Origin of the sequence: Curtobacterium sp. MCBD17_023 (assembly GCF_003224415.1) — a bacterium.
In the GTDB taxonomy this organism is placed as follows: domain Bacteria; phylum Actinomycetota; class Actinomycetes; order Actinomycetales; family Microbacteriaceae; genus Curtobacterium.
This window is the reverse complement of the sequence record NZ_QKLJ01000023.1, coordinates 1-26636: the sequence shown is the minus strand read 5'-3', so window position 1 is coordinate 26636 and position 26636 is coordinate 1. Positions and strand designations below refer to the sequence as shown.

Genomic DNA, 26636 nt, shown 5'->3' with positions numbered 1-26636 from the left:
AAGGGGTGGAGAACCAGCGATGTGCGGCTGGTGAGCGCTTGCGGGCCGTTCCCGGCTTGTGACAGTGATTCGGCACCCTGCGCCGATCGGATTGGAGGGTTTTCTGGATTTCCCGGATCGGCTCTCTCGTAGCGTGTGGGGCATGCCCACGTCGCACTCGTCCACCGACCGCATCCGCGCGATCGACGCCTGGTGGCGCGCCGCGAACTACCTCACCGTCGGGCAGATCTACCTGCTCGACGACCCATTGCTGGAGCGGCCGCTGGAGCCCTCGGACATCAAGCCGCGGCTGCTCGGGCACTGGGGGACGTCGCCGGCGCTGAACCTCGTGTACGCGCACCTCAACGCCGTCATCAGCGAGACCGACCGCGACGTTCTCTACATCTGCGGTCCCGGCCACGGCGGCCCCGCGATGAACGCGAACGCGTGGCTCGACGGCACGTGGAACGAGCTCTACCCCGACATCACGCCCGACACGGCCGGGCTCCAGCGGTTCTTCCGCCAGTTCTCGTTCCCCGGCGGCATCCCCTCGCACGCGGCACCGGAGACCCCGGGGTCGATCAACGAGGGCGGTGAGCTCGGCTACTCCCTCGCGCACGCGTACGGCGCCGCGCTCGACAACCCCGACCTGGTCGTCGCCTGCGTCGTGGGCGACGGCGAGGCCGAGACCGGACCGCTCTCGGCGTCCTGGCAGGCCCACACGTTCCTCGACCCGGTGTCGGACGGCGCGGTCCTGCCGATCCTGAACCTGAACGGGTACAAGATCGCGAACCCGACCGTCCTCGCGCGGATCCCCGACGAGGACCTGCAGGCGTACTTCCGCGGACTCGGCTACGAGCCGATCGTGGTCGACTCCGGCCGGGTGGACCACGACCCGTTCGCCGTGCACGCCCTGTTCGACGGGGCGCTCCGCCGGGCACTCGCGACGATCGACGACATCCAGGCCGCCGCCCGGGCCCAGGCCGCCCGAGCCGCCGCCGGCGAGATGGCCGGCGCCGCGGACCTCCGCCCGCGCTGGCCGATGATCGTGCTCCGGACCCCGAAGGGCTGGACCGGCCCGAAGGTCGTCGACGGCGAGCAGGTCGAGGGCACCTTCCGCGCGCACCAGGTCCCGCTGCCGAACGTCCGCGACGACGAGGGTCACCGCCGGCAGCTCGAGGAGTGGTTGCGCTCCTACCGGCCGGAGGAGCTGTTCGACCAGGACGCCCGGCCGATCGGCATCCTCGAGACGATCCGTCCCGCCGGCGAGACCCGGATGAGCGCCACCCCGCACGCCAACGGCGGCCGGATCCGGACGGCCCTCGACCGCCCGGGCCTCGAGGAGTTCGCCGTGCCCGTCGGCGAGGACGCGTCCGCCACGGGCACCCTCGGGCCGTGGCTCGCCGCCCTCACGCAGCGGAACCCGAACTCGTTCCGGCTGTTCGGCCCGGACGAGACGATCTCGAACAAGCTCGACGCGGTCTTCGACGTCACGAGCCGGGTCTGGCGTGCCCGACGGGAGGCCGGTGACGAGCACATGGCAGCCCGCGGTCGCGTCATCGAGGTGCTGTCCGAACACCTGCTCGAGGGGATGCTCGAGGGGTACGTGCTGAGCGGGCGCCACGGGGTGTTCAACACCTACGAGGCGTTCGCGCACATCGTCGACTCGATGGTCGGTCAGTACGCCAAGTGGCTCGAGTCCTCGACCGACATCGACTGGCGCGCACCGGTGTCGAACCTGACGATCCTGCTGTCGTCGCACGTGTGGCGGCAGGACCACAACGGGTTCTCGCACCAGGACCCCGGGTTCCTCGACGTGGTCGCGTCGAAGCAGCAGGACCTGGTCCGGATCAAGCTGCCCGCCGACGCGAACACGCTGCTCGCCGTCGCCGCGCACGCGTTCGAGACGACGGACCGCATCGAGGTCATCGTCGCCGGCAAGCACCCCGAGCCGGTGTTCCTGTCCCTCGAGGACGCCGTCGCCCACGCGGAGGCCGGCTTCGGCGTCTGGGACTGGGCCGGCACGGAGCAGACCGTGGGCCACGCCGACGTCGTGCTCGTCAGCGCCGGCGACGTCCCGACCGTCGAGACGATCGCCGCCGCCGACATCATCCGGAAGCACGCGCCCGACGTCGGCGTCCGCGTGGTCAACGTCGTCGACCTGCTGTCGATCGGCGACCCGCGCAAGCACGACCACCCGGCGTCGGACGAGCGCTACGACGAGGTCTTCCTGCCCGGCACGCCCGCGGTCTTCGCCTTCCACGGCTACCCCTCGCTCGTGCACAACCTGACCTACCGCCGGCACGGGCACGACGACCTGCACGTGCACGGCTTCCTCGAGCAGGGCACGACCACCTCGCCCTTCGACATGCTCATGCGGAACGACATGGACCGGTACGCCCTCGCGCACGACGCGCTCACCCGCGTCGCCGACGGGTCCGACCGGTTCGACGACCTGCTGACGGCCCTCACCGACGCACGCGCCGCCGCTCGAGAGTTCGCCTACACGAACGGCGAGGACCACGAGGCGGTCGCCGGATGGGAGTTCACCGGCTGGCCGCAGGACGGGGCCTCGGACGGCGGCACGGGTGGCGACCCGGGACAGGGCGAGACCGAGGGGGCCGCTCCCGGTCGTTGACCGGACGGCCGGTCCGGAACGCGTGCCGGTCGGCGGGCGTCCGGCCGGCCGGTCTAGGGTTGGCCGGTGCAGTCGTTCTCTGTCCGGTCGCTCGTCGAGCACCCCGCGCTCCGGTTCCTGGTCGTCGGTGGTCTCGGTTTCGTCATCACGATGGGCATCAACTACGGGCTGAAGTTCTTCGTCATCCCGCAGCACCCGGTGACGGCCCTGGCGATCGGCATCATCGTCGCGACGGTCGTGTCCTACTTCCTCAACAAGAAGTGGTCCTTCGGTGACCGTGGCGAGCTGCACACCGGCCACGAGGTCCTGCTGTTCGTCATCGTCAGCGTGATCGGCGTCGGCCTCAACTCGGCACCGCTCTGGATCTCCCGCTACGTCCTCGGCCTGGAAGTGCCGAACGTGTCGCTCGCGGGGCAGGAACTCGCCGACTTCATCAGCGGCCCCGTGATCGGCACGCTCATCGCGATGGTCTTCCGCTACTGGGCGATGAACCGCTTCGTGTTCCCGGCGCGGCCTGCCACGCTGGACGCGTGACCGACCTCGTCGTCCCGGCGCCGGGCCTCCCGACCGTTCCCACGAGCACCGGTGGCCGGTTCCCGGTCCGTCGCGTGTACTGCGTCGGACGCAACTACGCAGCGCACGCGCGCGAGATGGGCCACGACCCGGACCGCGAGCCGCCGTTCTTCTTCGGCAAGCCGGCAGACGCGCTCGTGACGGACGGCGCCGACTCCCCGTACCCGACCCTGACCGCCCGACTGGAGTACGAGGTCGAACTCGTCGTCGCCCTCGGTAGGGGTGGCCGGGACGTGTCGGTCGCCGACGCGCTCGGACTCGTCTGGGGGTACGCGGTCGGCATCGACCTCACCCGCCGGGACCTGCAGGCCGAGGCGAAGCGACTCGGGCGTCCGTGGGACCTGGCGAAGGGGTTCGACCACTCCGCACCGATCGGCACGATCGTCCCCGCAGCCGGTGTCGATCCGACGTCCGGGGCCGTCACCCTGCACGTCGACGGGGTCCTGCGGCAGTCGGGTGACCTGGCGGAGCAGATCTGGAGCGTCGCCGAGACGATCGCCGCGCTGTCCCGTGCCGTCGCGCTCGCGCCCGGCGACCTGCTCTTCACCGGCACCCCCGAGGGCGTCGGGCCGGTGGCGCGCGGGTCGGTGCTGCGCGGGGCGGTCGCCGGTGTCGGGGTCGTGGAGACGCACGTCGTCTGACGCGGCCCCTCCCGGCTCGGTCCGGACGCCGGCCGTCCTGGGAGGACTCCGAGGCGCCCGGCGTACACCGGACCCCGAACGCTGCGAGGGGTACGGCAGCGATCCGCAGACAGGACGTGCAGCAGCTGCAACGGGGCAGCCGAGCGTGTCCGGATCATGGAGGTGGTCCTGTGGAGGAACACGACCTGCTCGCCACGTCGTGGACATGGGCCGGGCGTGAACCGGTGCGGGAGCGTGTCCGCGCGGTGGCCGACGCCGGCTTCGCGGGGCTCGCTCTCGCGCTCGACGACCTGCACGAGGTCCGCGCCACGACCGGCTTCGCGGACCTGCGCCGGATGCTCGACGACGCCGGCGTGGTCTGGGTCCAGCTCGGCACCCTCGGCGACTGGTGGTCGACACCGGGCCGGGACGACCAGGAGGCCGACCGCGGCGTCCTGCTCGAAGCAGCGGCGACCCTGGCCGCCTGGCAGGTCGTCGTGCGGGCGGACCACTCGGTTCCCGGGGCGTCACCGGCGGTGATGGGCGAGGCGTGGAACCACCTCGCGGTGCAGGCCGAGGGCGTCGGCGCCCGCCTGGTGCTCGAGCCGGAGCCGTGGTCGAACCTGGCGACCGTCGAGCGTGCCTCGCGGTTCGTGGTGGCGGGCCATCCGAACGGCGGGCTGGTGCTCGACGCGATGCACGCGCTGCGCGGTGGGTCGACCCTGGCCTCGATCGCGCAGGGCGTGGCGCCGTCCGCCCTCGCCGCGGTCGAGCTCAGCGACGGACTGCTGCACACCCCGAACGGCATGACGCTCGCCGACGAGTCGCGGGACGGCCGCTACCTGCCCGGTTCCGGTGCGTGGGACCTGCCCGGGTTGGTCCGCACGGTCCGCGGCCTGGGGTTCGCCGAGCCGTGGGGCGTGGAGGTCAGGACCCCGGCGCTCCGGGCGAGGCCCCTGCAGGACGCCCTGCGGATCGCTGCGGCGGCGACCCGTGCCGTGCTCGACGCGGCCGATGCCCAGGGTGCGCCGCCCGCACCGGCGATGCCGACCTCGGTCGCGCCGACCTCGGCCGTCGACTTCGACCAGCCACGGCCGCCGGTCGTGCCGGACGGGGTCCTGCGTCGCCGAACCGGTCCAGCGACGTCCGCGTAGCGTGGTGGACATGACTGATCAGGCACACCCCGGGAACGACGAAGCGCTGCGTGCCTCGCAGGAGGCCATCGACGAGGCGAAGGCCGCCGCGGCGGACGCCGGTGAGGCGGACGAGCGTGCCGCAGCCGAGGAGGACTTGCCGCTGGAGTCGGGGAGCGCCGCTGCGGACGGGCCCGCGCCCGCAGCCTGACGCCGATCGGCTCGGCCTGACGCCGGGCAGCTCCGTCTGACGCGGTCGGCTCGACCGAAGTGTGGGCCGGTCTCGCGCGGTCGGCTCAGTCGTCGACCTGGTCGCCGAGGAAGTCGGCGTAGGTCGCTTCCGGGTCGGTGACGCTGCCCGCGTCCACCATCTGCCGGTCGTCGTGTCGTCCGCCGACGGCCGCGCCCCCGGCGGCGTCCTGCTCGCCACGCGGGTCCTGCGTCGCGTCACCGCGCTGACCCTGCGTGAACGGCGGCAGGTACTTGCTCGCGTCCATGTCGCGTCCTTCCGTCTCGAGGACCGTAACAGCCACGCTCGCGGCAGCAGGCGGTCGTGCCGAGATCGTCCCCCGCTGCCGTGGACAACGGGGGACGGAAGTTCGCCCCCGGCGGACCTCATGCTCGTGCATGCGGATTCCGGACCGGCTCAGTCGGGCACGACCTCCTCGGGGACCTCGCGGACGACGTCCTCCGGGGACTTGTCACTGCGCCAGCCCCGCCACGACGGCTGACGCAGCCGTCCGTCGCCCGTCCACTCCGCGAACTCGACCTCCGCCACCCGCTCGGCGGCGACCCAGTGCGCATCGCGCGCGTCCGGCCGGGGCACGTCGACGAACGGCGACGCATCCCGCTCCAGCCCGTCGAGCAGCGCGCCGATCTCGTCGAGGTCCCGGTCGCGGAACCCGGTGCCGACCTTGCCCACGTACACCAGGCCGTCGTCGCCGGGGATCCCGAGCAGCAGCGAGCCGATGCCCCCCGCTCGCCGTCCGGCCCCGGGCTTCCAGCCACCGACGACCACCTCCTGCGTGGCGTGGTGCTTCAGCTTCAGCCACGACTCGGACCGCCGACCCTCGACGTACCGCGAGGAGCGCTTCTTCGCGACGACTCCTTCAAGCCCGCGCTCCCGCGACGCGGACATCGCCGCCGGAAGGTCTCCGTCGAACGCCGGCGGCACCTCGATCGCGCCTCCGGGCTCGACCACGGTCGTCAGCGCCTCGCGCCTGGCGGTGTAGCCGAGCCGGGTGAGCTCGTGGCCGTCCGCCTCGAGCACGTCGAACAGGAACAGGCGCACCGGGGTGCTGGCCTGTGCGGCGGCCACCTCGCGCGGCTTCGTCAGTCCCATCCGGTTCTGCAGCAGCTGGAAGGACGGCCGTCCGTGGTCGTCGAGCGCCACGACCTCGCCGTCGAACACGCCGTCGACACCAGCCCGCTCCCCGAGTTCCTGCAGCTCCGGGTACTGGTCCGTGAGGTCGTTGCCGTTCCGGCTGAGCAGGCGGACGGCGCCGTCGCGGACGGTCGCCAGCGCCCGGACCCCGTCCCACTTCATCTCGAACGCCCACTGGCGCGGGTCGAGTGCCGGCTCGCCCTTCTGCAGCGACGCCTGCATGGTGCGGCGTTCGGCCGGCTCCGTGGACGCGGACGCCGCCCGGTCGATCCGCTCACGGCCCGCGGCGCTCGACCGGGAGGCCCTCCCGGCGTCCGCCCCGTCCGTCACCGCGCCCTGGTCCGGCTGGTCCTTCGTGCGGTGGATGAGCCAGTTCTTCTCGTCACCACCGCGACCGCGCCCCCGGGTGTGCAGGAGCGCGAGCCGTCGGACGCCGTTCGTGCGTCCGTGCAGCGTGACGATGACCTCTTCGCCCTCGCGCCACTTCTCGAGCTCGTAGGTCCCGTCGTCCCAGATCGTCACCGTGCCGCCGCCGTACTCGCCGGCGGGGATGACGCCCTCGAAGCCGCCGTACTCCAGCGGGTGGTCCTCGGTCTGCACGGCCAGGTGGTTCGCGCCCGGGTCCGTCGGCTCCCCCTTCGGGAGCGCCCAGCTCACCAGCACGCCGTCGTGCTCCAGGCGGAAGTCGTGGTGGTTCCGGGTCGCGTGGTGCTCCTGGATGACGAACGTCGGCTTCCCGTCGGTCCGCACGGTCGGCGACGCCTGCGGCACCGGTTCCGGGGTCCTGGACGCGTCCCGCTTGGCCCGGTACGTCGACAGGCGGTCCTGCAGCTCCTGCCGTTCCTGCCGCTCGCGCTCGTTCACCGCCTCCGTGCGCGCACCGTCCCAGTGCCCGGCATCGGCTCGTCCGACCCCGAGGGACGCCGCGGCGACCGGGTGCAGCAGGTCACCGAGCACCGGCACCCGCTCGAGGACCTCGTCCAGCGTCAGGTGTGCCAGGCCGGGCTCGGTCAACTCCTCCCACGTCCGGGGAGCAGCGACCGTCGGCAGTGACCGGCCGCGCAGGGAGTACGGCGCGATCGTCGTCTTGTTGCCGTTGTTCTGCGACCAGTCGACGAACACCTTGCCGGCCCGCTCCGCGCGGCTCATCGACGACAGGACCAGGTCCGGCATGTCCTGCTCCAGCGCCCGCGCCAGTTCGTGCGCCACGTCCGACACCTGCTGCGCCGTCGCCTTCCCGTCAAGTGCCGCGTACAGGTGGATGCCCTTCGACCCGGAGGTCACCGGGTACGGCTCGAGTCCCATCCCCTGCAGCACCACCCGGGCGGCCAACGCCACCTCGACGCACTCCGGCAGCCCGACGCCCTCGCCCGGGTCCAGGTCGAGGACGAGCCGGTCCGGGTTCTGGTGCCCGCCGCGCGGCCCGAACCGCCACTGCGGCACGTGCAGTTCGAGCGCGGCCTGCTGCGCCGTCCACACCAGCGTCGGCATCTCGTCCACCACCGGGTACTCGACGTCGTGGTGCTCGTGCGAGATCGTGTGGTGCCGGATCCAGTCCGGGGCCGAGTCGGGCAGGTTCTTCTCGAAGAAGACCTTGCCGTCGACGCCGTTCGCCCACCGCTTCCGGGTCATCGGGCGGCCGGTGACGTGCGGGATCATCCACGGCGCGATGCGCTCGTAGTACTCGATGACCCGCCCCTTGGTCGTGCCGGTCTCCGGGTAGAGCACCTTGTCGAGGTTCGTCAGCGCCAGACGACGGTCCCCGACCTGCACCGTCGTCTTCTTCGTCACCGGGCTCACAGGGCGACCCCGGTCGCACCGCCGACCGTGAGCGTCGTGCCCGACGTGTACGACGACTCCGGGCCGGCGAGGTACACGTACGCGCCGGCGAGCTCGACCGGTTGTGCGGGCCTGCCGAGCGGGGTGTCCTGTCCGTAGGCGGCGATCTCGTTCCCGGGGTAGCTGATCGGCTGCAGCGGGGTCCACACCGGGCCGGGGACGACCGTGTTCGCCCGGATGCCCTTCGACGCCAGCTGGCGGGCGAGCCCGTTCGTGTACGTGATGATGGCCGCCTTCGTCGCCGCGTAGTCGATCATCCGGTCCTGGGGCAGGTACGCCGACACCGAACTCGTCGTGACGATCGCGCTGCCGGGTGCCATGTGCGGCACCGCAGCCCGGGTCAGCCAGAACAGCGAGTAGAGGTTCACCTTCATCGTCCGGTCGAAGTCCTCGGTGGTCTGCTCCGTGATGTCCTCGTGCACCTTCTGGTACCCGGCGACGAGCACCAGCGCGTCGAGTCCGCCGAGCAGGTCGACCGCGGTCCGCACGAGTTCGTCGCAGAACGGTTCGTCGGTCAGGTCGCCCGGGAGCATCACCGCCGTGCGACCGAGGTCGGCGATGACGTCCCGCACCTCGGTCAGGTCCTCGATCTCCTCGGGCAGGGCGTTCAGGGCGACGTCCGCCCCCTCCTTCGCCATCGCGATCGCCGCGGCCCGACCGATGCCCGAGTCCGCCCCGGTCACGAGCACGCGGTACCCGCGCATCCGCCCGGTGCCCTGGTAGCTCGTCTCGCCGTGGTCGGCCGGCGGGTCGAGGTCGGCTGCGCGGCCGGACCCCTGTTGCGTCTGCGCGGGGAACGGCGGACGGGCGTACTGCTCCCGGGGGTCCTGCTTGTCGAGCTGGCTCATGGCCCCATCGTGCTCGCGGAACCGGGCCGGCGACACAGGAGCGGCGACCTCCGTGGAGAACGCGAGCCGCGCCTCCCGGCTGTGGAGGGCGAGCGGCCGCCCGCCGCACCTGCCGATCCGCTCGGAACTGAGCGCCGATCCGCATGCATCCGGGCATCATGAGCGCATGAGGTCGATCTGGAAGGGCTCCATCGCGTTCGGGCTCGTCAACGTGCCGATCAAGGTGTACGCGGCGACCGAGACGCACGACGTCTCGCTGCACCAGATCCACGACGAGGACAAGGCCCGCATCCGCTACAAGCGCGTCTGCGAGCTCGGCCACGAGGTCGAGTACGGCGACATCCAGAAGGCGTACGACGACGGCGAGAAGACCGTGGTCCTCACCTCCGACGACTTCAAGCAGCTGCCGCAGGAGCAGTCGCACGAGATCGAGGTCCTCGAGTTCGTGCCCGTCGACCAGGTCGACCCGATGATGTTCGAGAAGACGTACTACCTCGAGCCGGACTCGCGCTCCCCGAAGGCGTACGTGCTCCTCCGCAAGACCCTCGAGCAGACCGACCGCCTGGCGATCGTGCAGTTCACCCTCCGCCAGAAGACGCGGCTCGGGGTGCTCCGCGTGCACGACGACGTGCTGCTGCTCCAGGGGCTCCTGTGGGGCGACGAGGTGCGTGCGGCCGACTTCACGGCCCTCGACACCTCGGTGAAGGTCAGCGCGAACGAGCTGAAGATGTCGTCCTCGCTCGTCGAGAGCATGTCGACCGACTTCGACCCGGACCGGTACACGGACGAGTACCAGGAGGAGCTGCAGCAGCTCATCGACGCGAAGCTGGAGTCCGGTGACGACGTCGACACCGCGGAGACGTTCGGCAAGGACGCGGCCGACGACGACGACACCGGTGGGGACGTCATCGACTTGATGGCGGCGCTGCGCGCGTCCGTGGACAAGAACCGGTCTGGGGCCACGCGGGCACGGTCCGGAGCCGGGTCGCGGTCCGGCAGTGGCGGGCGCTCGGGCAGCGGCGCGGGAACCGGCTCGTCGGGCGACGAGGACGCGGCTCCGCGCCGGCGGTCGAGGGCGAAGGCCGACGCGGACACCGAGGATGCGCCGACCGGGACCAGCACGCGGAAGACACCAGCGAAGAAGGCATCGGCGGCGAAGACCCCCGCGAAGAAGGCACCCGCGAAGAAGGCACCGGCGAAGAAGGCCGCCGCCGAGAAGACGACCACGAAGAAGCAGGCCAGCTGACCGCACGCCGCGACTGACCGCACGGCTCAGCTGCCACCCGGGTCAGGCGGTCGTGTCGTTGCGGCTTCGACGCATGGCGAGCGGCACTGCGGTCCAGAGCGCCGCGGTGCCGACGAAGACGACGATGCCGCCGATCACCCCGCCGCGGTCGCCGAGCACGACGTCGAACACGAACAGGACCGTGCCGGCGAACAAGAGCCCACTCGCGACGAGCGCGCTGAGCAGGATGACGTTCCCGACGCGGACGAGGTCGTGCTTCTGCCGCTGTCGGAACACGAGTCGGTGCGTGGCGACCGCGGACAGTGCGACCACGGTGACGAGGACGGCCAGGACCACCAGCACGAGGTAGATCGTCTCCTGCTGCGCGGTCAGTGCCGTGAACCGCTGCTGGAACGGCAGCGTCAGCAGGAACCCGGCGAGGATCTGCGTGCCCGTCTGCACGATGCGGAGCTCCTGCTGGATGTCGTTCCAGTTGCGGTCCCAGCGCTCTGCCGGGGTCTCGTTCCGCCCGCGCTCCGTGCCGCGGGCCTCGCTGTCGGTCGTGCTCATGGCTCGAATGTACGCAGTCGCAGCGAGCCGGTCTCGCCCGCCGCGCGCACTGCCGCGCCGTGGCCAGGATGCACGTGACATGCGCGTGAAACACGACCGGCGGGACACTGGTCGGATGACTCCACAAGAGCCAGGAAGCCCCTCCCCATCGGCACGGCCTGCCCGCCGCTGGCGCATCGGTCAGGAACCGGCGACGGGGGCCCCGTCGTCACCCGAGACCGCCGGCCCGCCCGTCACCGTGTCCATCACCCGCCTCGTCGAACCCGACCGCATCCCGGAGGTCACCCGCTGGGTGCAGTCCGGCGTGAACCTCGCCAACCGCTACCCGGGGTTCCTCGGCTCCGGATGGGTGCGGTCGACGGCGCGGTCCCGCGAGTGGCACATGCTCTACCGGTTCGCCGACCACGACTCGTTGACGACGTGGGAGAACTCGGACGACCGGCTGCGCTGGCTGGACCTCGGCCGTGACCTCGTCGTCGAGTCGCGGGTGGAGAAGCGCACCGGCATCGAGGGGTGGTTCGACGTGCCGCAGGACGCCCCGGCCTCGACCGCTCCCCCGCGCTGGAAGCAGGCGGTGAGCATCTGGCTCGGGTTCTTCCCGGTGAACCTCGTCTTCACGATCCTGGTCGGCTGGCTGCTGCCGTCCTTCGCGGGCCTGTCGGCGCTGCCCCGTGTGCTCATCACGACGCTCGTGCTCACGCCGATCATGACGTTCTGGGTGCTGCCGTTCGTGACGAAGCTCATCCGCCCCTGGCTGCTGGCTCCGCCCCGCAGGTGACGCTCCCGCAGCTCGTGGGAAGGGGCTAGCCGAGCACGGACAGCTGGTCGAGCCGTTCGAGGATGACCCCCTCGCGGAGCGCCCACGGGCAGATCTCCAGCGACGCCAGGTCGAAGATGTCCAGGCACGCCTCGGCGACGAGCGCACCGGGGACGACCTGGTGCGCTCGACTCGGGGAGACGCCCGGCAGCGCGGCGAGCTCCTCGACCGTCATCGTCAGCAGCGCGGGCAGCCGCTCGCGCAGCACCGCACCGTCGAGCACCCGCGGGACGAGGGCGCCCGCGGCCGACGGGGCAGCGCCGCAGATCCGGGCGATCGAGCGGAAGGTCTTCGAGGTCGCGACGGCCCGGTCCGGCGCCCCGGCACGGAGCAGCCGACCGGCGTCACGGGCGATCTCGACGCGGATCTCGTGTCGGATGCGCCGCACGTCGTCGTCCGTGGGCGTCCCCGCGGTGGAGAACGAGCGCGCGAGGCGGGCGGCCCCGATCGGCATCGACCACGCCACGTCAGGGGCCTCGTCGGCACCGCCGGCGATCTCGAGCGACCCACCGCCGATGTCGAACACCGCCAGGCGCCCGGCGGACCAGCCGAACCAGCGCCGGACGGCGAGGAACGTCAGCCGGGCCTCGTCGGACCCGGACAGGACCGCCAGCTCGACGCCGGTCTGCTCCTGGACGTGGGCCAGGACGGCTTCGGAGTTGACCGCGTCACGCACCGCCGAGGTCGCGAAGCCGAGCATCTCCTCGCACCCGCGGTCCTCGGCCACGCGGACGGACTGCGACACGAAGTCGGTGAGCGCGTCGATCCCGACCTGCGTCACCGCGCCGCGGTCGTCGAGGTGCTCCGCGAACCGGAGCGCCTGCTTGAACGACGACGCCGGCAGCGGCGCCGCTCCTCCGTGGGCATCGACGACGAGCAGGTGGCCGGTGTTCGAACCGATGTCGAGGACTCCGACGCGCATGCGCCCACGCTAGCGGGAGCGGCCGGGCCGGGACGCCGGGAGGCCCGGACCGCGTCCGCAGGGGCGCCTCGCGGTGCGGCTACCGGTCCCGGCCGGCCGTCGGGACCGACCCGGTGGCCGCCGTGACCGGTTCCGCCTCTGCCCGCTCGACGCCCGCCCGGCGCGACCGCTCGAGTTCGTCGGCCTCGGCACCGCCGACGGCCTCGCCGCGCGCGACCATGCCGGCGACGTCGGCGAGCCGCATCTGCGGGATGAAGAGCGCGAGCACGAACGCCACGGCGATGAACGGCAGCAGGTACCAGAACACCGGCGACAGGGAGTCGGCGTAGGCGTTCACGATCCCGTCCTGCACGGCCTGCGGCAGCTTCGAGAGCGAGGTCGGGTCGATGCTCGCGCTCGCGCTCGCGGCGTCCGTGGCGCTGCCACCCGCGCCGCGGAAGACGTCGGTCAGGGCGTCGGTCAGACGCGAGGCGAAGAGCGCTCCGAAGACGGCGACGCCGAGGGAGGCACCGACCTCGCGGAAGTAGTTGTTCGTCGAGGTCGCCGTGCCGACCTGCTCCGGCGGGACGGCGTTCTGCGCCACGAGGACGACCACCTGCATGATGAGGCCGAGCCCGGCGCCGAAGACGAACAGGTACACGCAGATGAGCCAGATCGGGGTGCTCGCGGCGAGGGTCGTCATGCCCAGCATCGCGGCACCGACGACGAGCGTGCCGACGATCGGGAACGCGCGGTACCGCCCGGTCTTCGTGATGAGCGTCCCGGACACGATCGACGTCCCGATCAGGCCGACCATCATCGGCAGCATGAGCAGCCCGGAGACCGCCGCAGACGTGCCCGAGGCCATCTGCAGGAACGTCGGGACGAAGCCGATCGCCGCGAACATGCCGAGTCCGAGCACGAAGCCGATCGCGGTCGCGATGACGAACGTGCGGTTGCGGAAGAACGACAGCGGGATGATCGGGTCCGCGGCGCGCGACTCGACGAACACGAACAGCGCCGCGGCGACGAGGAACCCGGCACCCCAGGCCCAGGTCTCGGGGGCGTCCCACCCGTGCTGGCGGTTGCCGCCGAACTCGGTGAAGAAGACCAGGCACGCCGTGGTCGCCGACAGCAGGGCGACGCCGAGGACGTCGATGCGCTTCGTCGCCTTCTTGCTCGGCAGCGTCAGCGCGAACCAGGCGACCGCGAACGCGGCGATGCCGACCGGGATGTTGATCCAGAACGCCCAGTTCCAGGTCATGTGGTCGACGAAGAACCCGCCGAGCAGCGGGCCACCCACGGCGGACAGGCCGAAGATCGCACCGAGCGGTCCGAGGTACTTGCCACGCTCGGACGCCGGCACGATGTCCGCGATGATCGCCTGCGACAGGATCATGAGCCCGCCGCCGCCGAGGCCCTGCAGCGCGCGGAAGACGACGAACTGCCAGAAGTCGGTCGACAGCGCGCAGCCGAGCGAGGCGAGGGTGAACAGCGCGATCGCGATGAGGAACAGGTTCCGCCGCCCGAGGACGTCACCGAACTTGCCGTAGATCGGCATCACGATGGTCGAGGCGAGCAGGTACCCCGTCGTGATCCACGCCTGGTGCGCGACGCCGCCGAGCTCGCCGACGATGGTCGGCATCGCGGTGGAGACGATCGTCTGGTCGAGGCTCGACAGGAGCATGCCGGCGATCAGCGCGGAGAAGATGATCCAGATGCGGCGCTGGGTGAGGAGCAGCGGCCCGTCGGCCTGCTGGCGTCCGCGGCGCGCGGTGCTCGGCGCTGGTGCGCTCATGGGGTGCCTCCCGGGGCGGGGGTGGAGATGGCCGCCGTCATCAGGCGGAGGCTGGACTCGAGGAGCTCGTCGAACCGGGGCCCCGTCGCCTCGTCGAAGTCGTCGTCGAAGTACGTGGCTGCACTGACCCGCACGACACCCACCGCGGCCTCGGCCACCAGCCGAGCGCGCGGGTCGTCCGGTTCGGTCCAGTCGAAGCGCTCGCGGACCGCGTCGGCCACCTTCGCGATCTGGGTGTCGGTCGCCGACAGGAACCGGGCGGTGAGGGCCGGTTCGCGCTCGAAGACGTGCCGGACGAGCGCTTCGTCGGTGCGGTCGATGCCGGCGACGTGCAGTTGCTCGATGAGGAGCGCGATCACGGACGGCAGCGGGGCGAGGTCCGACGGGACGACCGATCCAGCGGCGTAGGCGGCGAGGAGTTCGGTGTCGGCGTGCAGCTCGATGCCGAGGACCACGTCCTCCTTGGACGCGAAGTGGTTGAAGAACGTCCGTCGCGACACCCCGACCCGCTCGCAGAGCTGTTCGATGGTGAAGCCCTGGAGACCGCCGTCGACGACCGCGCGCCGCGCCTCGGACACCATGCTGCGCCGGAGGGCGCGGGTGCGGTCAGTCGTGCTCACCGGCCAAGAATTGCACTTCCAGCGGAATAGTGCAATCCCGGACCGGCACTTCTCGGGGGAGGGTCAGAGTGCCTTCGCGAAGCAGTACGACCACGGCATCGTCTCGGCGTACGGCTCGTACACGTCGATGCGCTGCCACCCGGTCTTCTCGTACAGCGCCACGGCTTCGGGCTGCTTGTCGCCGGTCTGCAGGATCAGACGCTCGGCCCCCTGCTCTCGCCCGACCCGCGCGCACTCGTCGAGCAGCGCGGTCGCCGCTCCCTTGCCCCGCGCGGCAGCCAACACGATGAGGCGCTTCAACTCGATCTCGTCCCCGAGCCGACGCACCGCGATGTGCCCGAGCACGGAGCCGTCCTCGTCGATCGCGAGCAGGGAGGTGACCACCGTCGTCGGGTCCACGGAGAGCACGCGGTTCCGCTCGGCCGTGACCTCGGGGGCCTCACCGGGGTTCGAGTCGCCGTAGCGCTCGTGCATCTCCTCGTCCATGGTCGCGCGGAGTGCGACTCCGCGCGGGTCTTCCCAGGGCACGCGTTCGATGGTGATCACGATCGTCCATCCTGACACGGTGGCCGGTGCGCCGGAGCACGCACCGGCACGCGCGTCACGCGTGGCGACCGAGCGAGCCGATCGGGCTGTCGTCCAGGTCCGCCAGCAGCGCGGCCGCGTCGTCGTACACGGCGGCCGCCCCGGCTCCCCGGAGCTCGTCGCCACCGATGCCGCCGGTCATCACCCCGACGCACGTGACCCCCACGCGGCCGGAGGACTCGACGTCCCACATGGCGTCGCCGACCATGACGGCGGACCCGGCGTCGACGCCGACCTTCTCGAGTGCCACCCCGATGATGTCCGGGGCCGGCTTCGCCTGCTCGACGTCCTCACCGCTCGTCACCGCCGTGACCCACTCGTCCGCGTCGAGGAGTTCGAGCAGACGGTCGAGTTCGTTCTGCGGCGCGCTCGTCGCGAGGACCACGGCGTGCCCGCGCGCGGCGACGGCCTCGAGCAGTTCGCGGGACCCGGGCAGCAGGCGGAGTTGCGGCATGTGCTCGGAGTAGAACGCGGTGTGGAACTGCTTCGCCGTGTCACGAACCTCGTCGGAGGCGTCGGGCAGGAGCCCCTCGAGCAACTTCGACGAGTCCATCCCGATCGCCCGGTGGATGCGCCACGCGTCCACCGACTCCCCCGCGGCACGGAAGGCCCGCCACCAGGCGTCGATGTGGGCGTAGTTCGAGTCGGCGAGGGTCCCGTCGATGTCGAAGAGGACGGCGGTGGTGGGTGCATCGGGCATGGTCCCACCCTGCTCTCCGATCGGCGACCGCTGCCACAGGTCCGCGGACGGCGGACGTTCCGTCGCGGAACCACCCCGGGACGGACGGGAGGCCCGGTACCAGCTGGTACCGGGCCTCCCGTCTGGAACGGTGTCCGTCAGGCGTTGCGGACGTCGTCCGCGGACGACTGCGCGTTGTCCTTGACGTCGGCCGCGGCGCCCTGCGCCTCGTCCTTGACCGTCTGGGCCGCGTCCTGCGCGGTGCCCTTGAGGTCCTGCGCGTGCTCCTTGGCGGCGTCGACGAGCGGGGCGCTGGCTTCCTTGGCCTGCTCCTTCGCCTTGTCGACGAGCGGCGCTGCCTTGTCCTTCAGCTCACCGGCGAGCTCCTCCTCCTTGGTGGAGGACGGCAGGAGCGACGACGCGAGCCAGCCGACACCGAAGGCGATGAGGCCGACGGCGAGCGGGTTGCCCTTCGCCTTCTCGACGCCGCGCGAGGCGGTGTCCTTGACGGTCCCGGCGGCGTTCGAGCCGGAGCCCGAGACGCTGGAGCGAGCCGAGTCGGCAGCGCCCATCACGGAGTCGCGAGCGCTGCCGGCAGCACCCATGACCGACTCACGGACGTCCTGGAACTTGCCCTTGACCTTCTCGGTCTGGCGGTGGGCGATCTGCGACGGGCTCACCTTGTCGGCGAGCGCGTCGACGTCCGAGCCGAGTGCGCCGCGGGTGCGCTCGATGTCTGCGCGGATCTCGTCTGGGGTGCTCATCAGTTCCTCCCGGTGTTGGGCTTGAGTGTCTCGGGGACTTCCTTGACGGTCTCGACCGTCTGCGGGGCGCCGTTGATCTGCTTGATCTCCTTGCGGCCGCGGGATGCCAGGACCGCCGCGACGATCGCGTAGATGACGGCGATGATCACTGCGGACCATGCGTTGCCGATGAGGTAGCCGAGGCCCCACCACGCGGCGATGGTCAGGAACAGCAGGGCGAAGAGCCCGGCGACACCTGCGCCGCCGAACATGCCCGCCCCCTTGCCGGCCTTCTTCGCGGAGTCGGTCAGCTCGGCCTTGGCGAGCGCGACCTCCTGCCGGAAGAGGGTCGAGAGGTCACGCGACACCTCGGAGAGGAGCTCGCCGAGGGGTGTCGTCGCGGCGCGCTCCTCGGGCGTCGGCTGCCCGGGCACCGTCCCACCGGTCGCGCCGGGGAAGGCTTCGCTCATACGAGCGGCCCCGTCCCGGTCGTCCCGGTCGTGCCAGTGGTGCCGAAGCCGGTCGTGCCCGTGGTCCCGAGCCCGGTGGTGTCGTACCCGGTGGTGCTGGTCGGGGTGGCGTCGTAGCCCGCGGTGCCGGAGGTCAGGTCGGCGCTGCGCGCTTCGGCTTCCTTCTCGTGCTTGATCTCCGTCGTGAGCGCCTTGGTGAGGCGACCAGCGAGGATGCCCGCGCCGGCGGCGATCGCGATGAAGGCACCCGGACGGCGTGCGGCGAAGGACTTCACGTCCTCGACGAGCGTGCCGGGTTCGCGACCCTCGAGGTAGCCGGCGAACGAGCTGGCACGGCTGGAGAGGTCGCGGACGACCTTCGCCGCGAGGCCCTGCTCGTCGTCGTTCTCGGCCATCTTGCCGAGCTGGTCACCGATGGTGCGCAGGCCACCGGCGGCACGCTGCTGCTGGCCGGCCGCCTGGTCCTTCAGGGTGCCGGACGCCTGCCCGAAGAGCTGGCGGGCGTGGTCGGACACCTCGGAGGCGACGTTCGCGGCCTGCTCCTTGGCGGTGCCGGCGACGTTCGCGGCCTTCTCCTTGGCGTCACCAGCGACGTCGGAGGCGGCGCCCTTGGCGGCCTGGGCCTTCGCCTTGCCACCGCTCGAATCCGAGTCGTCGTGACCCGACGAGGCGGACGGCGTGGTGGTCAGGCTGTCCGCGGCGGAGGTGCCGGCGGTGAGCTGGGTGTCGGCGGGGACGGCGTCGAGCGGCTCGAGGTCGTCGAAGCCGGACGGGCGCTCGACGGGCGTGCCGCTGGCGTAGGACGGAACCGTGACGCCGGGGTGGATCTCGTGCCCCTCGGCAGCAGCCGTGGCGTCGTGGATGGGCGTCCCGGAGTCGTTCCCGGGTGGGTTCGTGGTCATGGTCGGCCTTCCGGTCTTCTTCGTCACCGAGGGCGGTGCACCCACGGCGTGTGGATCCGAACCTGCGCGCCGGACACTGGGACGACCTCCAGGAACGCCGATCCACGCGGATCCCGGACGCGATCCTCCCCAGAACGCCAGACCGCGCCTGGATCGCGGGTTCTTCCCAGTGCCCTCCGGGTTGGCTCGGGCCATGCCCTCCGTCTCGGTCGTGATCCCGGTGCGGAACGACGCCGAGCACCTGCGGCGATGCCTCGCCGCACTGGCCGCCCAGTCCCATCCCGCGGACGAGCTCGTCGTGGTGGACAACGGCAGCTCGGACGACAGTGCGGCGGTGGCACGCGCGGCCGGGGCCGTGGTCCGCAGCGAGCCGGTCCCCGGGATCTCCCGCGCGGCATCAGTCGGCTACGACACGGCGAGCGGCGACGTCATCGTCCGTCTCGACGCCGACTCGGTTCCGCCGCCCGGCTGGATCGCGGCCGCGCTCGGCCTGCTCGAGGACCCGGACGTCGTCGCCGTGACCGGTCCCGGCCGTCCCTCCGACGCCGGGCCCGTCGTGCGTGCGCTCTGGCCGGTCCTCTACATGGGGCCGTACTTCGTGCTCATGCACGGCGCACTCGGCCGCCCGCCGATCTTCGGGTCCGCCACCGCGGTCCGTCGCTCGGCGTGGCTCGCCGTCCGCGACCGTGTGCACCGGGAGGACCCGGACGTGCACGACGACATCGACCTGAGCATGCAGCTCGACCCCGCGTGGCGGGTGCTGGCCGACCGCAGGCTCACGGTGCGGGTCTCCGCGCGGCCGTTCTCGAGCCTGGCGTCCGCCGCACTCCGGACCCGCCGTGCCTTCCACACCTTCCGGGTGAACGGCCGCCGTGCCACGCCGACGCGTCGGTGGGCGCGGCGGGCCCGGGTCGCGTTGCGGGACCGCGACCACGCGTGGTGGCGCGGCCGCTGACCTGACCCGGACCCCGGCCCGCGCCGGAGGCGGAGCCGACCCGCTGACGCTGACGACCACCCCGGGGCTCGTGCGGCTCAGGGCAGGACGACCACCTTGCCGGTGATGCGCCCTGTGCTCGCCTCCGCGTGCAGGGCCGGCAGTGCGTCGAGCGGGATGCGGCGGGTGACCTCGACGTGGAGCGAGCCGTCGTCCACCATCGCGGCCAGTCGCGCCAGGCGGTCGCGGTTCGGCAGCACGAACACGACGGCGGAGCGGACCCCGCGGGTGGCGTCGTCGGGAGCGGCCATCCAGGCGGTGGTGCTCACGACCACGCCACCGTCACGGACGAGGGTGACGAGACGGGTGAACTCCTCGGGCTCGATCGGGGCGAGGTTGAGCAGGACGTCGACCGGTCCGGTGACGGCGTCGGCGAGGTCGGTCGTCGTGTGGTCGACGACCTCGTCCGCGCCCGCTGCCCGGACGGCGTCGGCGCTGCGGGGACTCGCGGTCGCGATGACGTGCACACCCCACTGCTTCGCGAGCTGGACCGCGTACTTCCCGACGACGCCACCGGCTCCGACGACGAGCAGGCGCTGCCCGGCTTCGAGTCCACCGTCGTCGACGAGTGCCTGCCACGCGGTGAGTGCCACGGACGGCAGCGCCGCGGCGTCCTCGAGCGGGATGCTCGTCGGTGCGTGCACCAGGGCCTCGGCGGGTGCGATGACGTACTCGGCAGCGCCGCCGTCGCGCTCCATCGGCAGGAACCCGATGACGGCGTCACCGACGGCGAGCCCGTCGACGCCGGAGCCCAGGGCGTCGACCGTGCCGGAGACGTCGTAGCCGGGGACGTGCGGCAGGACGACCGGGATGGGGAGGAACCCCGCTCGCATGCCGTTGTCGGCGGCGTTGAACGCGGAAGCGGCGACGCGCACGCGCACCTCGCCGGCACCGGGAGTGGGCTGCTCGACGTCGACGGTGCGGAGCACCTCGGGGCCGCCGACTTCGGAGAACTGGATGGCCTTCATGGTCGTTTCCTCTCGTTTTTGCTTCGAGTTCGAAGCACTTGTCAGGAACGTACCACTGCTTCGAACTCGAAGCAACAGGTAGGATGGAGATCGTGCCGGAGACCCCACGCCCACTGACCACCGCGGAGCTGTCCGCCTACCTGTCCTTCACCGAGGTCAGCGCGCTGCTCCGCCCCGCGGTCGAGAAGCAGCTCAAGGACGTCGGAGCGCTCAGCTACGTGCAGTTCCAGCTCCTGGCCCGACTCGGTGACGCTCCGAGCGGGAGCCGGAGCATGACCGACCTCGCCGACGGCGTCGCCTACAGCCGGAGCGGGCTGACGTACCAGGCGCAGTTGCTCGACCAGCGCGGACTCGTGTCGCGGGCCGCCTCCCCCGAGGACGAACGCCGGGTCGTCGTGTCGATCACCGACGCCGGCCGCGACGTCCTCGCCGCCGTGTTCCCCGGGCACATCGCACTCGTGCGGGAGCTCCTCTTCGCGTCACTGTCCGAGGCGGACACCGAGTCGCTCGCCCGCATCCTCGGACAGGTCGGGACGCGACTGCGCGAAGCACCTCCACGCTCCGCTGCCCCGCGGCGCCGCCGGTCCGCCTGACCCCGCGCCCGTCGGTGTCGGACGAGCCGCTCGGCGCACCCTGGGCACGGTTCAGCCGGACGGCGTAGCGTTCCCCGAGTCGCCCAGCCGGAAGGCACGCGAGGGACCCTGACCTCGCGGAGCGACGACTCGCGCCTGCCACTCCCGGAGGCACGCGCTGGCCGTGGACGCCCGCCCCTGACCCGAACTGCGGCGGGCGTCCACGGGTCCAACCCCGACCAGCGCCGATCGCGGGCGCCGCGCTCGCTCGCGCCGGGCCTGCGGTCCCATGAAGGCCGATCGGCTCAGCCGGCCGCCGGGTCGGCGAGCAGTGCCGCGAAGGCCAGCTCGGCCGCTCCGCGGAACAGCACGCTGCCGACGAGTTCGGCGGGCACGATTCGGAGGTCCTCCCCCATCGCCGTCATCGTCTGCTCCCGCACCGCGTCCTCGAGGCGGGTCCCGACGTGGCGCAGGAGCGTGCCGAGGAACCCGCCGAGCACGACGACGTCGGGGTTGACCGTGTGCACGACGTTGCGGATCGCGACGGCGAGTGCGGTGACCTGCCGTTCGACGACCACGCCGAGCTCCGGCCCGGGCCCGTCGGCGAGGACCTCCCCGAGCCGGTCGGCCTCGTCGATCCCGAGCCCTGCGGCGTCGAGCAGTGCCGCCTGGGACGCCTCGGTCTCCAGGCACCCGACAGCACCGCAGTGGCACCGGATGCCGTTGGCCGCGACGAAGGTGTGCCCGAGCTCACCCGCGTACCCGTCGGTGCCGGTCAGCGGACGGCCGCCGGTGATGATCCCGCCACCGATGCCGCTCGCGCCGCCGTTGACGTAGACGACGTCGGTGGCGCCACGGCCGGCCCCGTACAGGAACTCGGCGGTGACACCGAGGTTCGCGTCGTTCGCAGCCCGGACCGGCAGCCCGGTGCGTTCCGTCAGCGGGGCGGCGAAGGCCTCGTCCAGCCAGGCCAGGTGCGGTGCGTACCGGACCACGCCGTCGTCGACGCGCACGATGCCGGGGACGGAGACAGCGACGCCCACCACCCGGCGGCCAGCGTCCCCCTGCCGTCCTGCAGCACCGGCGACGAGGTCGGTGGCGATGGTCAGCGCCTCGTCCGGGGTGGAGACGGTCGAGGTCCGGACGGTACGACGTTCGTGCTCGGTGCCGTCGAGACCGATCACGGCCAGCGTGACGGCGTCGATCTCGGGGACGATCGCGAGGGCGACGACCTCGGCGGACGCCGACACGGTCGCGCTCGGACGGCCGACGCCGGTCGCGGGCGGTGCGTCCCCCTCGACGACGAGGCCGAGCTCGACGAGTTCCCCGACGAGCGCGGCGACGGTCGACCGGTTCAGGCCGGTCTCACGGGTCAGTGCCGAGCGCGGCATCGGCCCGCCCTCGTGCACGAGCCGGAGGACCCGGGCGAGGTTGCGCCGCCGGACGACGTCCGTGGTGCGCACCGGACGGGAGGCAGTGCTCGCCTCCGTCATGTCCGCTCCGATCCGTCGTGGTCCCGTCAGCGTAGTGCGCCCGTCACCCCGGACCCGCGCTCAGCGACGGTCCTCGCGGCGGTCGCCACGAGGACTGTCGGTGAGCGCGGACGACGGGTCGAGGCTCGCGCGGGTCAGCCGGCGACGCTGACCGTGCCGTCGGCGGCGTAGGCGACGTCGTAGGTCACCGCACGGCCGTCCGGCGCCGTCACCACGACCGACCGGGCACCGGCACCCGCGGAGCCCGGGAACGCCCGGAACTCGAGCGCCTCGTGGTAGTCGTGGTCCGGCCGGTCGGTGCGCGTGGACAGCGGGAGCACGGCACCCTCGCGGACCCACAGCGGCAGGGTGTCGAAGCCGTGCTGCTCACGCCGCCAGACCCCGCCGGTGACGACCTCGCCGGTGAACCAGTTCGTCCACGACCCCGCGGGCAACCAGTACTCGACCTCGCCCGACGCGCTGAACACCGGCGCGACGAGCAGGTCCGCGCCGAGCATGTACTGCCGGTCGCAGTACGCCGCGGTGGGGTCGTCCGGGAACGCCAGGGGCATCGGACGCATGACGGGGATGCCCCGCGCCGACGCCTCGAGCCCGGCCGCGTACAGGTACGGCATCATCCGGAGCTTCAGCTCGGTGAAGATCCGCGTGACGTCGACGGCCTCCTCGTCGAACGCCCACGGCACCCGGTACGAGCTGCTGCCGTGGAACCGGCTGTGCGACGACAGGAGTCCGAACTGGACCCAGCGCTTGAACACGGCCGGGTCGGGCGTGCCCTCGAAGCCGCCGATGTCGTGCGACCAGAACCCGAAGCCGGACAGTGCGAGCGAGAGCCCACCGCGGAGCGTCTCGGCCATCGACGGGAACGACGAGGTGTTGTCACCGCCCCAGTGCACCGGCATCTGCTGGCCGCCGGCGGTGGCGGACCGGGCGAACAGGACGGCGTCGCCCTTCCCGCGGGTCTCCTCGAGCACCTCGAACACGGCCTGGTTGTACAGCTGCGTGTAGAGGTTGTGCATGCGCTCGGGGTCGCTGCCGTCAGCGTAGACGACGTCCAGGGGGATGCGCTCACCGAAGTCGGTCTTGAAGCAGTCGACGCCCTGTTCGACGAGCGCGCGGAGCTTCGACTGGTACCAGGCGGTGGCCTCGGGGTTCGTGAAGTCGACGAGGCCCATGCCGGCCTGCCAGAGGTCCCACTGCCAGACGGTGCCGTCGGGGTTCATCACGAGGTAGCCGCCCTCGACCGCCTCGTCGAACAGCTTCGACGCCTGGCCGATGTACGGGTTGATCCACACGCAGACCCGCAGGTCCTTGTCGTGCAGGCGTCCGAGCATGCCGGTGGGGTCCGGGAACACCCGGGGGTCCCACTCGAAGTCGCACCAGGTGAACTCGCGCATCCAGAAGCAGTCGAAGTGGAACACCGAGACGGGCAGCTGGCGCGCGGCCATCTCGTCGACGAACGAGGTCACGGTCGCCTCGTCGTAGTCGGTCGTGAACGAGGTCGACAGCCACAGGCCGTACGACCACGCCGGCACGTGCGCCGGCCGGCCGGTGAGCGCGGTGTAGCGCTCGAGGACGGCCGGCGGGCTGCCCCCGCCGATGACGTGGAAGACGAGGGACTCCCCTGGCACCGAGAACTGCACGCGCTCGACGGTCTCGGACCCGACCTCGAAGGAGACGTGCCCGGGGTGGTCGACGAGCACGCCGTACCCGCGGTTCGTCAGGTAGAAGGGCACGTTCTTGTACGCCTGTTCGCTCGACGTGCCGCCGTCGGCGTTCCAGATGTCGACGGTCTGCCCGTTCTTCACGAGGGGCCCGAAGCGCTCCCCGAGGCCGTAGACGAGCTCCCCGACGCCGAGGTCGAGCTGCGCGTGCACGAACGTGTCCGAGGCGGGGGCGTCCGCGCCTTGGACGCGGGTGTTGCCGACGACCCCGCGCGACACCTCGGCGCCGGGCTCGAGCGTGACGTACCCGAGCGACTTGTGCCCGGAGCCGGTCAGCACCCGCCCCTCGGACAGGAACCGGAGGTCCCACGGGGCTCCGGGCGTGACGACGGCCGACAGGTCGCCGGAGGTGAGGGTCCCGACGCCGTCCTCGACCGTGACGGAGCCGTGCCCCGCCTCCCGGCCGACCAGGTCGAACGACAGCTCGGGTCGGCGACCGCGGTGGTGCTCGACGCGGACGGTGACCACGCCCTCCATGGGGCTGGACAGCGAGACGGTGAGGGTCGGACGGTTGAGGGTGTCGCCCCGCGACGCGATGACCTTGGTCGGCGCCGTGACGACCAGGCGGTCGCCCTCCGGCGACTGCCGTGCGTCGATGTCGTACGCCTCGGCGGCGTACACGGGGTGGACTCCGGGCCTGAGCTGCCAGAACCCGTCGGTGAACTTCATTACTTGACCGCTCCTGCCGTGATGCCGCGCGCGAGCGTGCGCTGGAAGATGAGGAAGAACACGAGCGTCGGGATGAGCCCGAGCAGGGCCGAGGCGCTCGTGGTCGTGACGTCCATGAGCCGGTCGCCCTGCAGCAGGGAGATCGCGACGGGGACCGTCTGGTTGTCGTTGCTGACCAGGAAGGTCAGCGGGATGAGGAACTCGTTCCACGTCCAGATGAAGAAGAAGATGAGCAGGACCGACAGGGTCGGGCGGCTGATCGGGACGATGACCCGCCAGAGCACCCGCCAGCGACCCGCGCCGTCGAGCGCCGCGGCCTCGAGGATCTCCTTCGGGAAGGTGCCGTAGACGCTCGACAGCAGGTAGGTGCCGAACGCGGACTGGATCACCGTGAAGACGATGATGACGCTCCACACGTTGTCGTACAGTCCGATGCCCTTGAACATCATGTAGAGCGGGTAGAGCAGCACCTCCTGCGGCAGCATGTTCGCGAGCATGAACAGCACCACGATCCAGGTGCGGTAGCGGACCCGGCCGATGCCGATCGCGAACGCGTTGAGGATCGAGATGAGCACCGCGAGCAGCGCCACCATGCCGCTGATGAAGACGCTGTTCCAGAGCTTCAGCGGGAAGTCGACCCGGTTCCAGAACGTCGTTATGCCGTCGAAGGACAGCTGGGACGGCCAGGCGAGCGGCCCGCCGGCGGCGTAGTCCGCGGGCGTCTTGAACGAGTTGAGCAGGATGAGCAGGAACGGCGCGGCGATGAGCACCGCGATGACGACCCCGCCGGCGAGCACGACCCAGTCGGCGGGCCGCTTGACCCCGCCTTCGCCCGGCCGCTTGCGCGGCTTCGTCGTCGGCCGGGAGGCCCGTCCTGCGTCCGCGGTCACGGTCGCCCTGGTGTCGGGTGCGGACACGGTCATCGTGCCTCCTCCTTGCGTTCGGCCCGGTTCTGGGCGGCGATGAACCCGATGGCGACGATGACGATGACGACCGTCAGCGCGGTGGCGATGGTCGCGCCGTAGCCGACCTGCTGCGCCTGGAAGAACTGGCTGTACGAGTAGTAGCTCGGCACGATGGTCGCGTTGCCCGGGCCGCCGCCGGTGAGGGCGTAGACGGGACCGAACACCTTGAGCGCCGCGATCGTGCAGGTGAGCACGACGACGAAGATCTCGGGCCGGATGATGTGGACGGTGATGGAGCGGAAGCGCTGGAACCAGTTCGCGCCGTCGAGTTCCGCGGCTTCGTAGAGCTCGGGGTCGACGCGCTGCAGGGCGGCCATGAACACGACGACCGGGTACCCGATCTGCACCCACACGAGCACGACCGCGACCGAGAGCAGTGCGGTGTCCGGGCTGCCGAGCCAGTTGTGCTGCAGACCGTCGAGTCCGACCGCGCCGAGCACCGCGTTGAGGGCGCCGTTCTCCGGGCGGAGGATCCACCCGATGACGATCGCGGCGATGACGGCCGGCAGGATCTGCGGGAGGTAGTAGGTGGCGCGGAGGAAGCTCGCGAGCTTGCCGCCGAACTTCTTGCCGATGACGTCGAACAGCGCGGCTGCGAGGACGAGGCCGAGGCTGGTCGGCACGATCACCATCGCGAGGATCATCACGATGCTGTTCCGGAACGAGATCCAGAACTGGCCGTCCGCCATGAGCCGGCGCCAGTTGTCGAGGCCGGTGAACTGCGGCGGCAGGATCCCGCGGTAGTTCGTGAACGACAGGTACACGTTCCAGCCGAGCGGCACGAGGATGATCGCCGCCAGGAGCACGAAGCCGGGCAGCAGGTAGAACCAGTAGCTGCCGCGGCCGGAGGCGGGCATGATCGCGCCGTCGTCGCGGCAGCTACTGGTTCTACCTGCTGCCCGGCTTCGTGCTCCTGGCGGCGATCATCCT

At 71.6% G+C, this 26636-nt stretch carries 26 protein-coding genes; 9 read left to right on the top strand and 17 right to left on the bottom strand.

The window, feature by feature from the left end:
• Positions 1 to 142: 142 nt before the first annotated feature.
• The 5 genes from DEI84_RS15065 to DEI84_RS15045 all read left to right on the top strand — a co-directional run bounded on the left by DEI84_RS15065 (position 143) and on the right by DEI84_RS15045 (position 5154).
• Positions 143 to 2617: a phosphoketolase gene (locus tag DEI84_RS15065; protein WP_110891480.1), complete on the top strand. Its 2475-nt coding sequence runs from the start codon at positions 143 to 145 to the stop codon at positions 2615 to 2617.
• 66 nt (positions 2618 to 2683) lie between these two features.
• On the top strand, positions 2684 to 3151 hold the full coding sequence (locus DEI84_RS15060; protein WP_220032730.1) for a GtrA family protein: 468 nt from the start codon (positions 2684 to 2686) through the stop codon (positions 3149 to 3151).
• Positions 3148 to 3831 (top strand): fumarylacetoacetate hydrolase family protein, encoded by a 684-nt coding sequence (locus DEI84_RS15055; RefSeq protein WP_110891479.1) that lies wholly within the window; start codon positions 3148 to 3150, stop codon positions 3829 to 3831. Before DEI84_RS15060 ends, DEI84_RS15055 begins: the two co-directional genes overlap by 4 nt.
• 170 nt (positions 3832 to 4001) lie before the next feature.
• Positions 4002 to 4964 carry a sugar phosphate isomerase/epimerase gene (locus tag DEI84_RS15050; protein WP_146236389.1) on the top strand — a complete coding sequence of 321 codons (963 nt, stop codon included), beginning with the start codon at positions 4002 to 4004 and terminating at the stop codon, positions 4962 to 4964.
• Between the two features lie 10 nt (positions 4965 to 4974).
• On the top strand, positions 4975 to 5154 hold the full coding sequence (locus tag DEI84_RS15045; protein WP_146234194.1) for a hypothetical protein: 180 nt from the start codon (positions 4975 to 4977) through the stop codon (positions 5152 to 5154).
• A gap of 85 nt (positions 5155 to 5239) precedes the next feature.
• Here DEI84_RS15045 and DEI84_RS15040 read toward each other — a convergent pair whose 3' ends face one another.
• The 3 genes from DEI84_RS15040 to DEI84_RS15030 form a co-directional block, all read right to left on the bottom strand.
• Complete coding sequence (locus tag DEI84_RS15040) at positions 5240 to 5440, bottom strand: hypothetical protein (RefSeq protein WP_110891476.1); 201 nt, start codon at positions 5438 to 5440, stop codon at positions 5240 to 5242.
• Positions 5441 to 5589: 149 nt separating this feature from the next.
• On the bottom strand, positions 5590 to 8127 hold the full coding sequence (locus tag DEI84_RS15035) for an ATP-dependent DNA ligase (RefSeq protein WP_110891475.1): 2538 nt from the start codon (positions 8125 to 8127) through the stop codon (positions 5590 to 5592).
• Positions 8124 to 9014, bottom strand: a complete 891-nt coding sequence (locus DEI84_RS15030; protein ID WP_110891474.1) for an SDR family oxidoreductase — start codon at positions 9012 to 9014, stop codon at positions 8124 to 8126. Before DEI84_RS15030 ends, DEI84_RS15035 begins: the two co-directional genes overlap by 4 nt.
• 166 nt (positions 9015 to 9180) lie before the next feature.
• On the opposite strand from DEI84_RS15030, the gene DEI84_RS15025 reads away from it, so the two are divergent.
• Positions 9181 to 10260, top strand: a complete 1080-nt coding sequence (locus tag DEI84_RS15025) for a Ku protein (RefSeq protein WP_110891473.1) — start codon at positions 9181 to 9183, stop codon at positions 10258 to 10260.
• A gap of 42 nt (positions 10261 to 10302) precedes the next feature.
• Here DEI84_RS15025 and DEI84_RS15020 read toward each other — a convergent pair whose 3' ends face one another.
• The gene (locus DEI84_RS15020; protein WP_110891472.1) at positions 10303 to 10809 is read right to left on the bottom strand and encodes a DUF6328 family protein; all 507 of its coding nucleotides are present in this window, start codon (positions 10807 to 10809) and stop codon (positions 10303 to 10305) included.
• A 238-nt stretch (positions 10810 to 11047) separates the two neighbouring features.
• Between DEI84_RS15020 and DEI84_RS15015 the strand changes: the two genes are divergently transcribed.
• On the top strand, positions 11048 to 11587 hold the full coding sequence (locus DEI84_RS15015) for an antibiotic biosynthesis monooxygenase (protein WP_258368422.1): 540 nt from the start codon (positions 11048 to 11050) through the stop codon (positions 11585 to 11587).
• A 25-nt stretch (positions 11588 to 11612) separates the two neighbouring features.
• Here DEI84_RS15015 and DEI84_RS15010 read toward each other — a convergent pair whose 3' ends face one another.
• From DEI84_RS15010 to DEI84_RS14975, 8 genes are all read right to left on the bottom strand, one after another.
• Positions 11613 to 12548 (bottom strand): Ppx/GppA family phosphatase, encoded by a 936-nt coding sequence (locus tag DEI84_RS15010; protein WP_110891470.1) that lies wholly within the window; start codon positions 12546 to 12548, stop codon positions 11613 to 11615.
• A 79-nt stretch (positions 12549 to 12627) separates the two neighbouring features.
• A complete protein-coding gene (locus tag DEI84_RS15005; RefSeq protein WP_110891469.1) occupies positions 12628 to 14325 on the bottom strand; it encodes an MDR family MFS transporter in 1698 nt (565 codons plus the stop codon).
• Positions 14322 to 14945 carry a TetR/AcrR family transcriptional regulator gene (locus DEI84_RS15000; protein ID WP_181420492.1) on the bottom strand — a complete coding sequence of 208 codons (624 nt, stop codon included), beginning with the start codon at positions 14943 to 14945 and terminating at the stop codon, positions 14322 to 14324. Before DEI84_RS15000 ends, DEI84_RS15005 begins: the two co-directional genes overlap by 4 nt.
• 63 nt (positions 14946 to 15008) lie before the next feature.
• A complete protein-coding gene (locus DEI84_RS14995) occupies positions 15009 to 15491 on the bottom strand; it encodes a GNAT family N-acetyltransferase (RefSeq protein ID WP_258365860.1) in 483 nt (160 codons plus the stop codon).
• Positions 15492 to 15546: 55 nt separating this feature from the next.
• Positions 15547 to 16230, bottom strand: a complete 684-nt coding sequence (locus DEI84_RS14990; protein ID WP_110891467.1) for an HAD family hydrolase — start codon at positions 16228 to 16230, stop codon at positions 15547 to 15549.
• A 137-nt stretch (positions 16231 to 16367) separates the two neighbouring features.
• Positions 16368 to 16973 (bottom strand): DUF3618 domain-containing protein, encoded by a 606-nt coding sequence (locus tag DEI84_RS14985; protein WP_309146397.1) that lies wholly within the window; start codon positions 16971 to 16973, stop codon positions 16368 to 16370.
• Entirely contained in the window at positions 16973 to 17422 is a 450-nt protein-coding gene (locus DEI84_RS14980) for a phage holin family protein (protein ID WP_110825551.1), read from the bottom strand. Before DEI84_RS14980 ends, DEI84_RS14985 begins: the two co-directional genes overlap by 1 nt.
• Positions 17419 to 18324, bottom strand: a complete 906-nt coding sequence (locus DEI84_RS14975; RefSeq protein ID WP_110891466.1) for a hypothetical protein — start codon at positions 18322 to 18324, stop codon at positions 17419 to 17421. The genes DEI84_RS14980 and DEI84_RS14975 overlap by 4 nt, the downstream gene beginning before the upstream one ends.
• A 193-nt stretch (positions 18325 to 18517) precedes the next feature.
• Between DEI84_RS14975 and DEI84_RS14970 the strand changes: the two genes are divergently transcribed.
• Positions 18518 to 19279, top strand: coding sequence for a glycosyltransferase family 2 protein (locus DEI84_RS14970; protein WP_110825553.1), 762 nt, complete (start codon positions 18518 to 18520; stop codon positions 19277 to 19279).
• A 77-nt stretch (positions 19280 to 19356) separates the two neighbouring features.
• On the opposite strand, the gene DEI84_RS14965 is transcribed toward DEI84_RS14970, so the two are convergent.
• Positions 19357 to 20286 (bottom strand): NADP-dependent oxidoreductase, encoded by a 930-nt coding sequence (locus DEI84_RS14965; protein ID WP_110825554.1) that lies wholly within the window; start codon positions 20284 to 20286, stop codon positions 19357 to 19359.
• 83 nt (positions 20287 to 20369) lie between these two features.
• Between DEI84_RS14965 and DEI84_RS14960 the strand changes: the two genes are divergently transcribed.
• Positions 20370 to 20879 (top strand): MarR family winged helix-turn-helix transcriptional regulator, encoded by a 510-nt coding sequence (locus tag DEI84_RS14960; RefSeq protein ID WP_110891465.1) that lies wholly within the window; start codon positions 20370 to 20372, stop codon positions 20877 to 20879.
• Between the two features lie 284 nt (positions 20880 to 21163).
• Here DEI84_RS14960 and DEI84_RS14955 read toward each other — a convergent pair whose 3' ends face one another.
• From DEI84_RS14955 to DEI84_RS14940, 4 genes are all read right to left on the bottom strand, one after another.
• Positions 21164 to 22351, bottom strand: coding sequence for an ROK family transcriptional regulator (locus DEI84_RS14955; protein WP_110891464.1), 1188 nt, complete (start codon positions 22349 to 22351; stop codon positions 21164 to 21166).
• A 134-nt stretch (positions 22352 to 22485) separates the two neighbouring features.
• Positions 22486 to 24741 (bottom strand): alpha-xylosidase, encoded by a 2256-nt coding sequence (gene yicI / locus DEI84_RS14950; RefSeq protein WP_110891463.1) that lies wholly within the window; start codon positions 24739 to 24741, stop codon positions 22486 to 22488.
• Entirely contained in the window at positions 24741 to 25664 is a 924-nt protein-coding gene (locus tag DEI84_RS14945) for a carbohydrate ABC transporter permease (protein WP_110825558.1), read from the bottom strand. The genes yicI and DEI84_RS14945 overlap by 1 nt, the downstream gene beginning before the upstream one ends.
• The gene (locus DEI84_RS14940) at positions 25661 to 26563 is read right to left on the bottom strand and encodes a carbohydrate ABC transporter permease (RefSeq protein ID WP_110891462.1); all 903 of its coding nucleotides are present in this window, start codon (positions 26561 to 26563) and stop codon (positions 25661 to 25663) included. Before DEI84_RS14940 ends, DEI84_RS14945 begins: the two co-directional genes overlap by 4 nt.
• Positions 26564 to 26636: the final 73 nt, after the last annotated feature.

Coding starts and splice junctions, on each gene's coding strand:
- DEI84_RS14975 (WP_110891466.1), bottom strand. CDS start 18,324: ATGACCACGAACCCACCCGGGAACGACTCCGGGACGCCCATCCACGAC.
- DEI84_RS14955 (WP_110891464.1), bottom strand. CDS start 22,351: ATGACGGAGGCGAGCACTGCCTCCCGTCCGGTGCGCACCACGGACGTC.
- DEI84_RS15025 (WP_110891473.1), top strand. CDS start 9,181: ATGAGGTCGATCTGGAAGGGCTCCATCGCGTTCGGGCTCGTCAACGTG.
- DEI84_RS15005 (WP_110891469.1), bottom strand. CDS start 14,325: ATGAGCGCACCAGCGCCGAGCACCGCGCGCCGCGGACGCCAGCAGGCC.
- DEI84_RS15010 (WP_110891470.1), bottom strand. CDS start 12,548: ATGCGCGTCGGAGTCCTCGACATCGGTTCGAACACCGGCCACCTGCTC.
- DEI84_RS14980 (WP_110825551.1), bottom strand. CDS start 17,422: ATGAGCGAAGCCTTCCCCGGCGCGACCGGTGGGACGGTGCCCGGGCAG.
- DEI84_RS14940 (WP_110891462.1), bottom strand. CDS start 26,563: ATGCCCGCCTCCGGCCGCGGCAGCTACTGGTTCTACCTGCTGCCCGGC.
- DEI84_RS15030 (WP_110891474.1), bottom strand. CDS start 9,014: ATGAGCCAGCTCGACAAGCAGGACCCCCGGGAGCAGTACGCCCGTCCG.
- DEI84_RS15040 (WP_110891476.1), bottom strand. CDS start 5,440: ATGGACGCGAGCAAGTACCTGCCGCCGTTCACGCAGGGTCAGCGCGGT.
- DEI84_RS14970 (WP_110825553.1), top strand. CDS start 18,518: ATGCCCTCCGTCTCGGTCGTGATCCCGGTGCGGAACGACGCCGAGCAC.
- yicI (WP_110891463.1), bottom strand. CDS start 24,741: ATGAAGTTCACCGACGGGTTCTGGCAGCTCAGGCCCGGAGTCCACCCC.
- DEI84_RS14945 (WP_110825558.1), bottom strand. CDS start 25,664: ATGACCGTGTCCGCACCCGACACCAGGGCGACCGTGACCGCGGACGCA.
- DEI84_RS14960 (WP_110891465.1), top strand. CDS start 20,370: ATGGAGATCGTGCCGGAGACCCCACGCCCACTGACCACCGCGGAGCTG.
- DEI84_RS15045 (WP_146234194.1), top strand. CDS start 4,975: ATGACTGATCAGGCACACCCCGGGAACGACGAAGCGCTGCGTGCCTCG.
- DEI84_RS15065 (WP_110891480.1), top strand. CDS start 143: ATGCCCACGTCGCACTCGTCCACCGACCGCATCCGCGCGATCGACGCC.
- DEI84_RS14965 (WP_110825554.1), bottom strand. CDS start 20,286: ATGAAGGCCATCCAGTTCTCCGAAGTCGGCGGCCCCGAGGTGCTCCGC.
- DEI84_RS14990 (WP_110891467.1), bottom strand. CDS start 16,230: ATGCCCGATGCACCCACCACCGCCGTCCTCTTCGACATCGACGGGACC.
- DEI84_RS14985 (WP_309146397.1), bottom strand. CDS start 16,973: ATGAGCACCCCAGACGAGATCCGCGCAGACATCGAGCGCACCCGCGGC.
- DEI84_RS15020 (WP_110891472.1), bottom strand. CDS start 10,809: ATGAGCACGACCGACAGCGAGGCCCGCGGCACGGAGCGCGGGCGGAAC.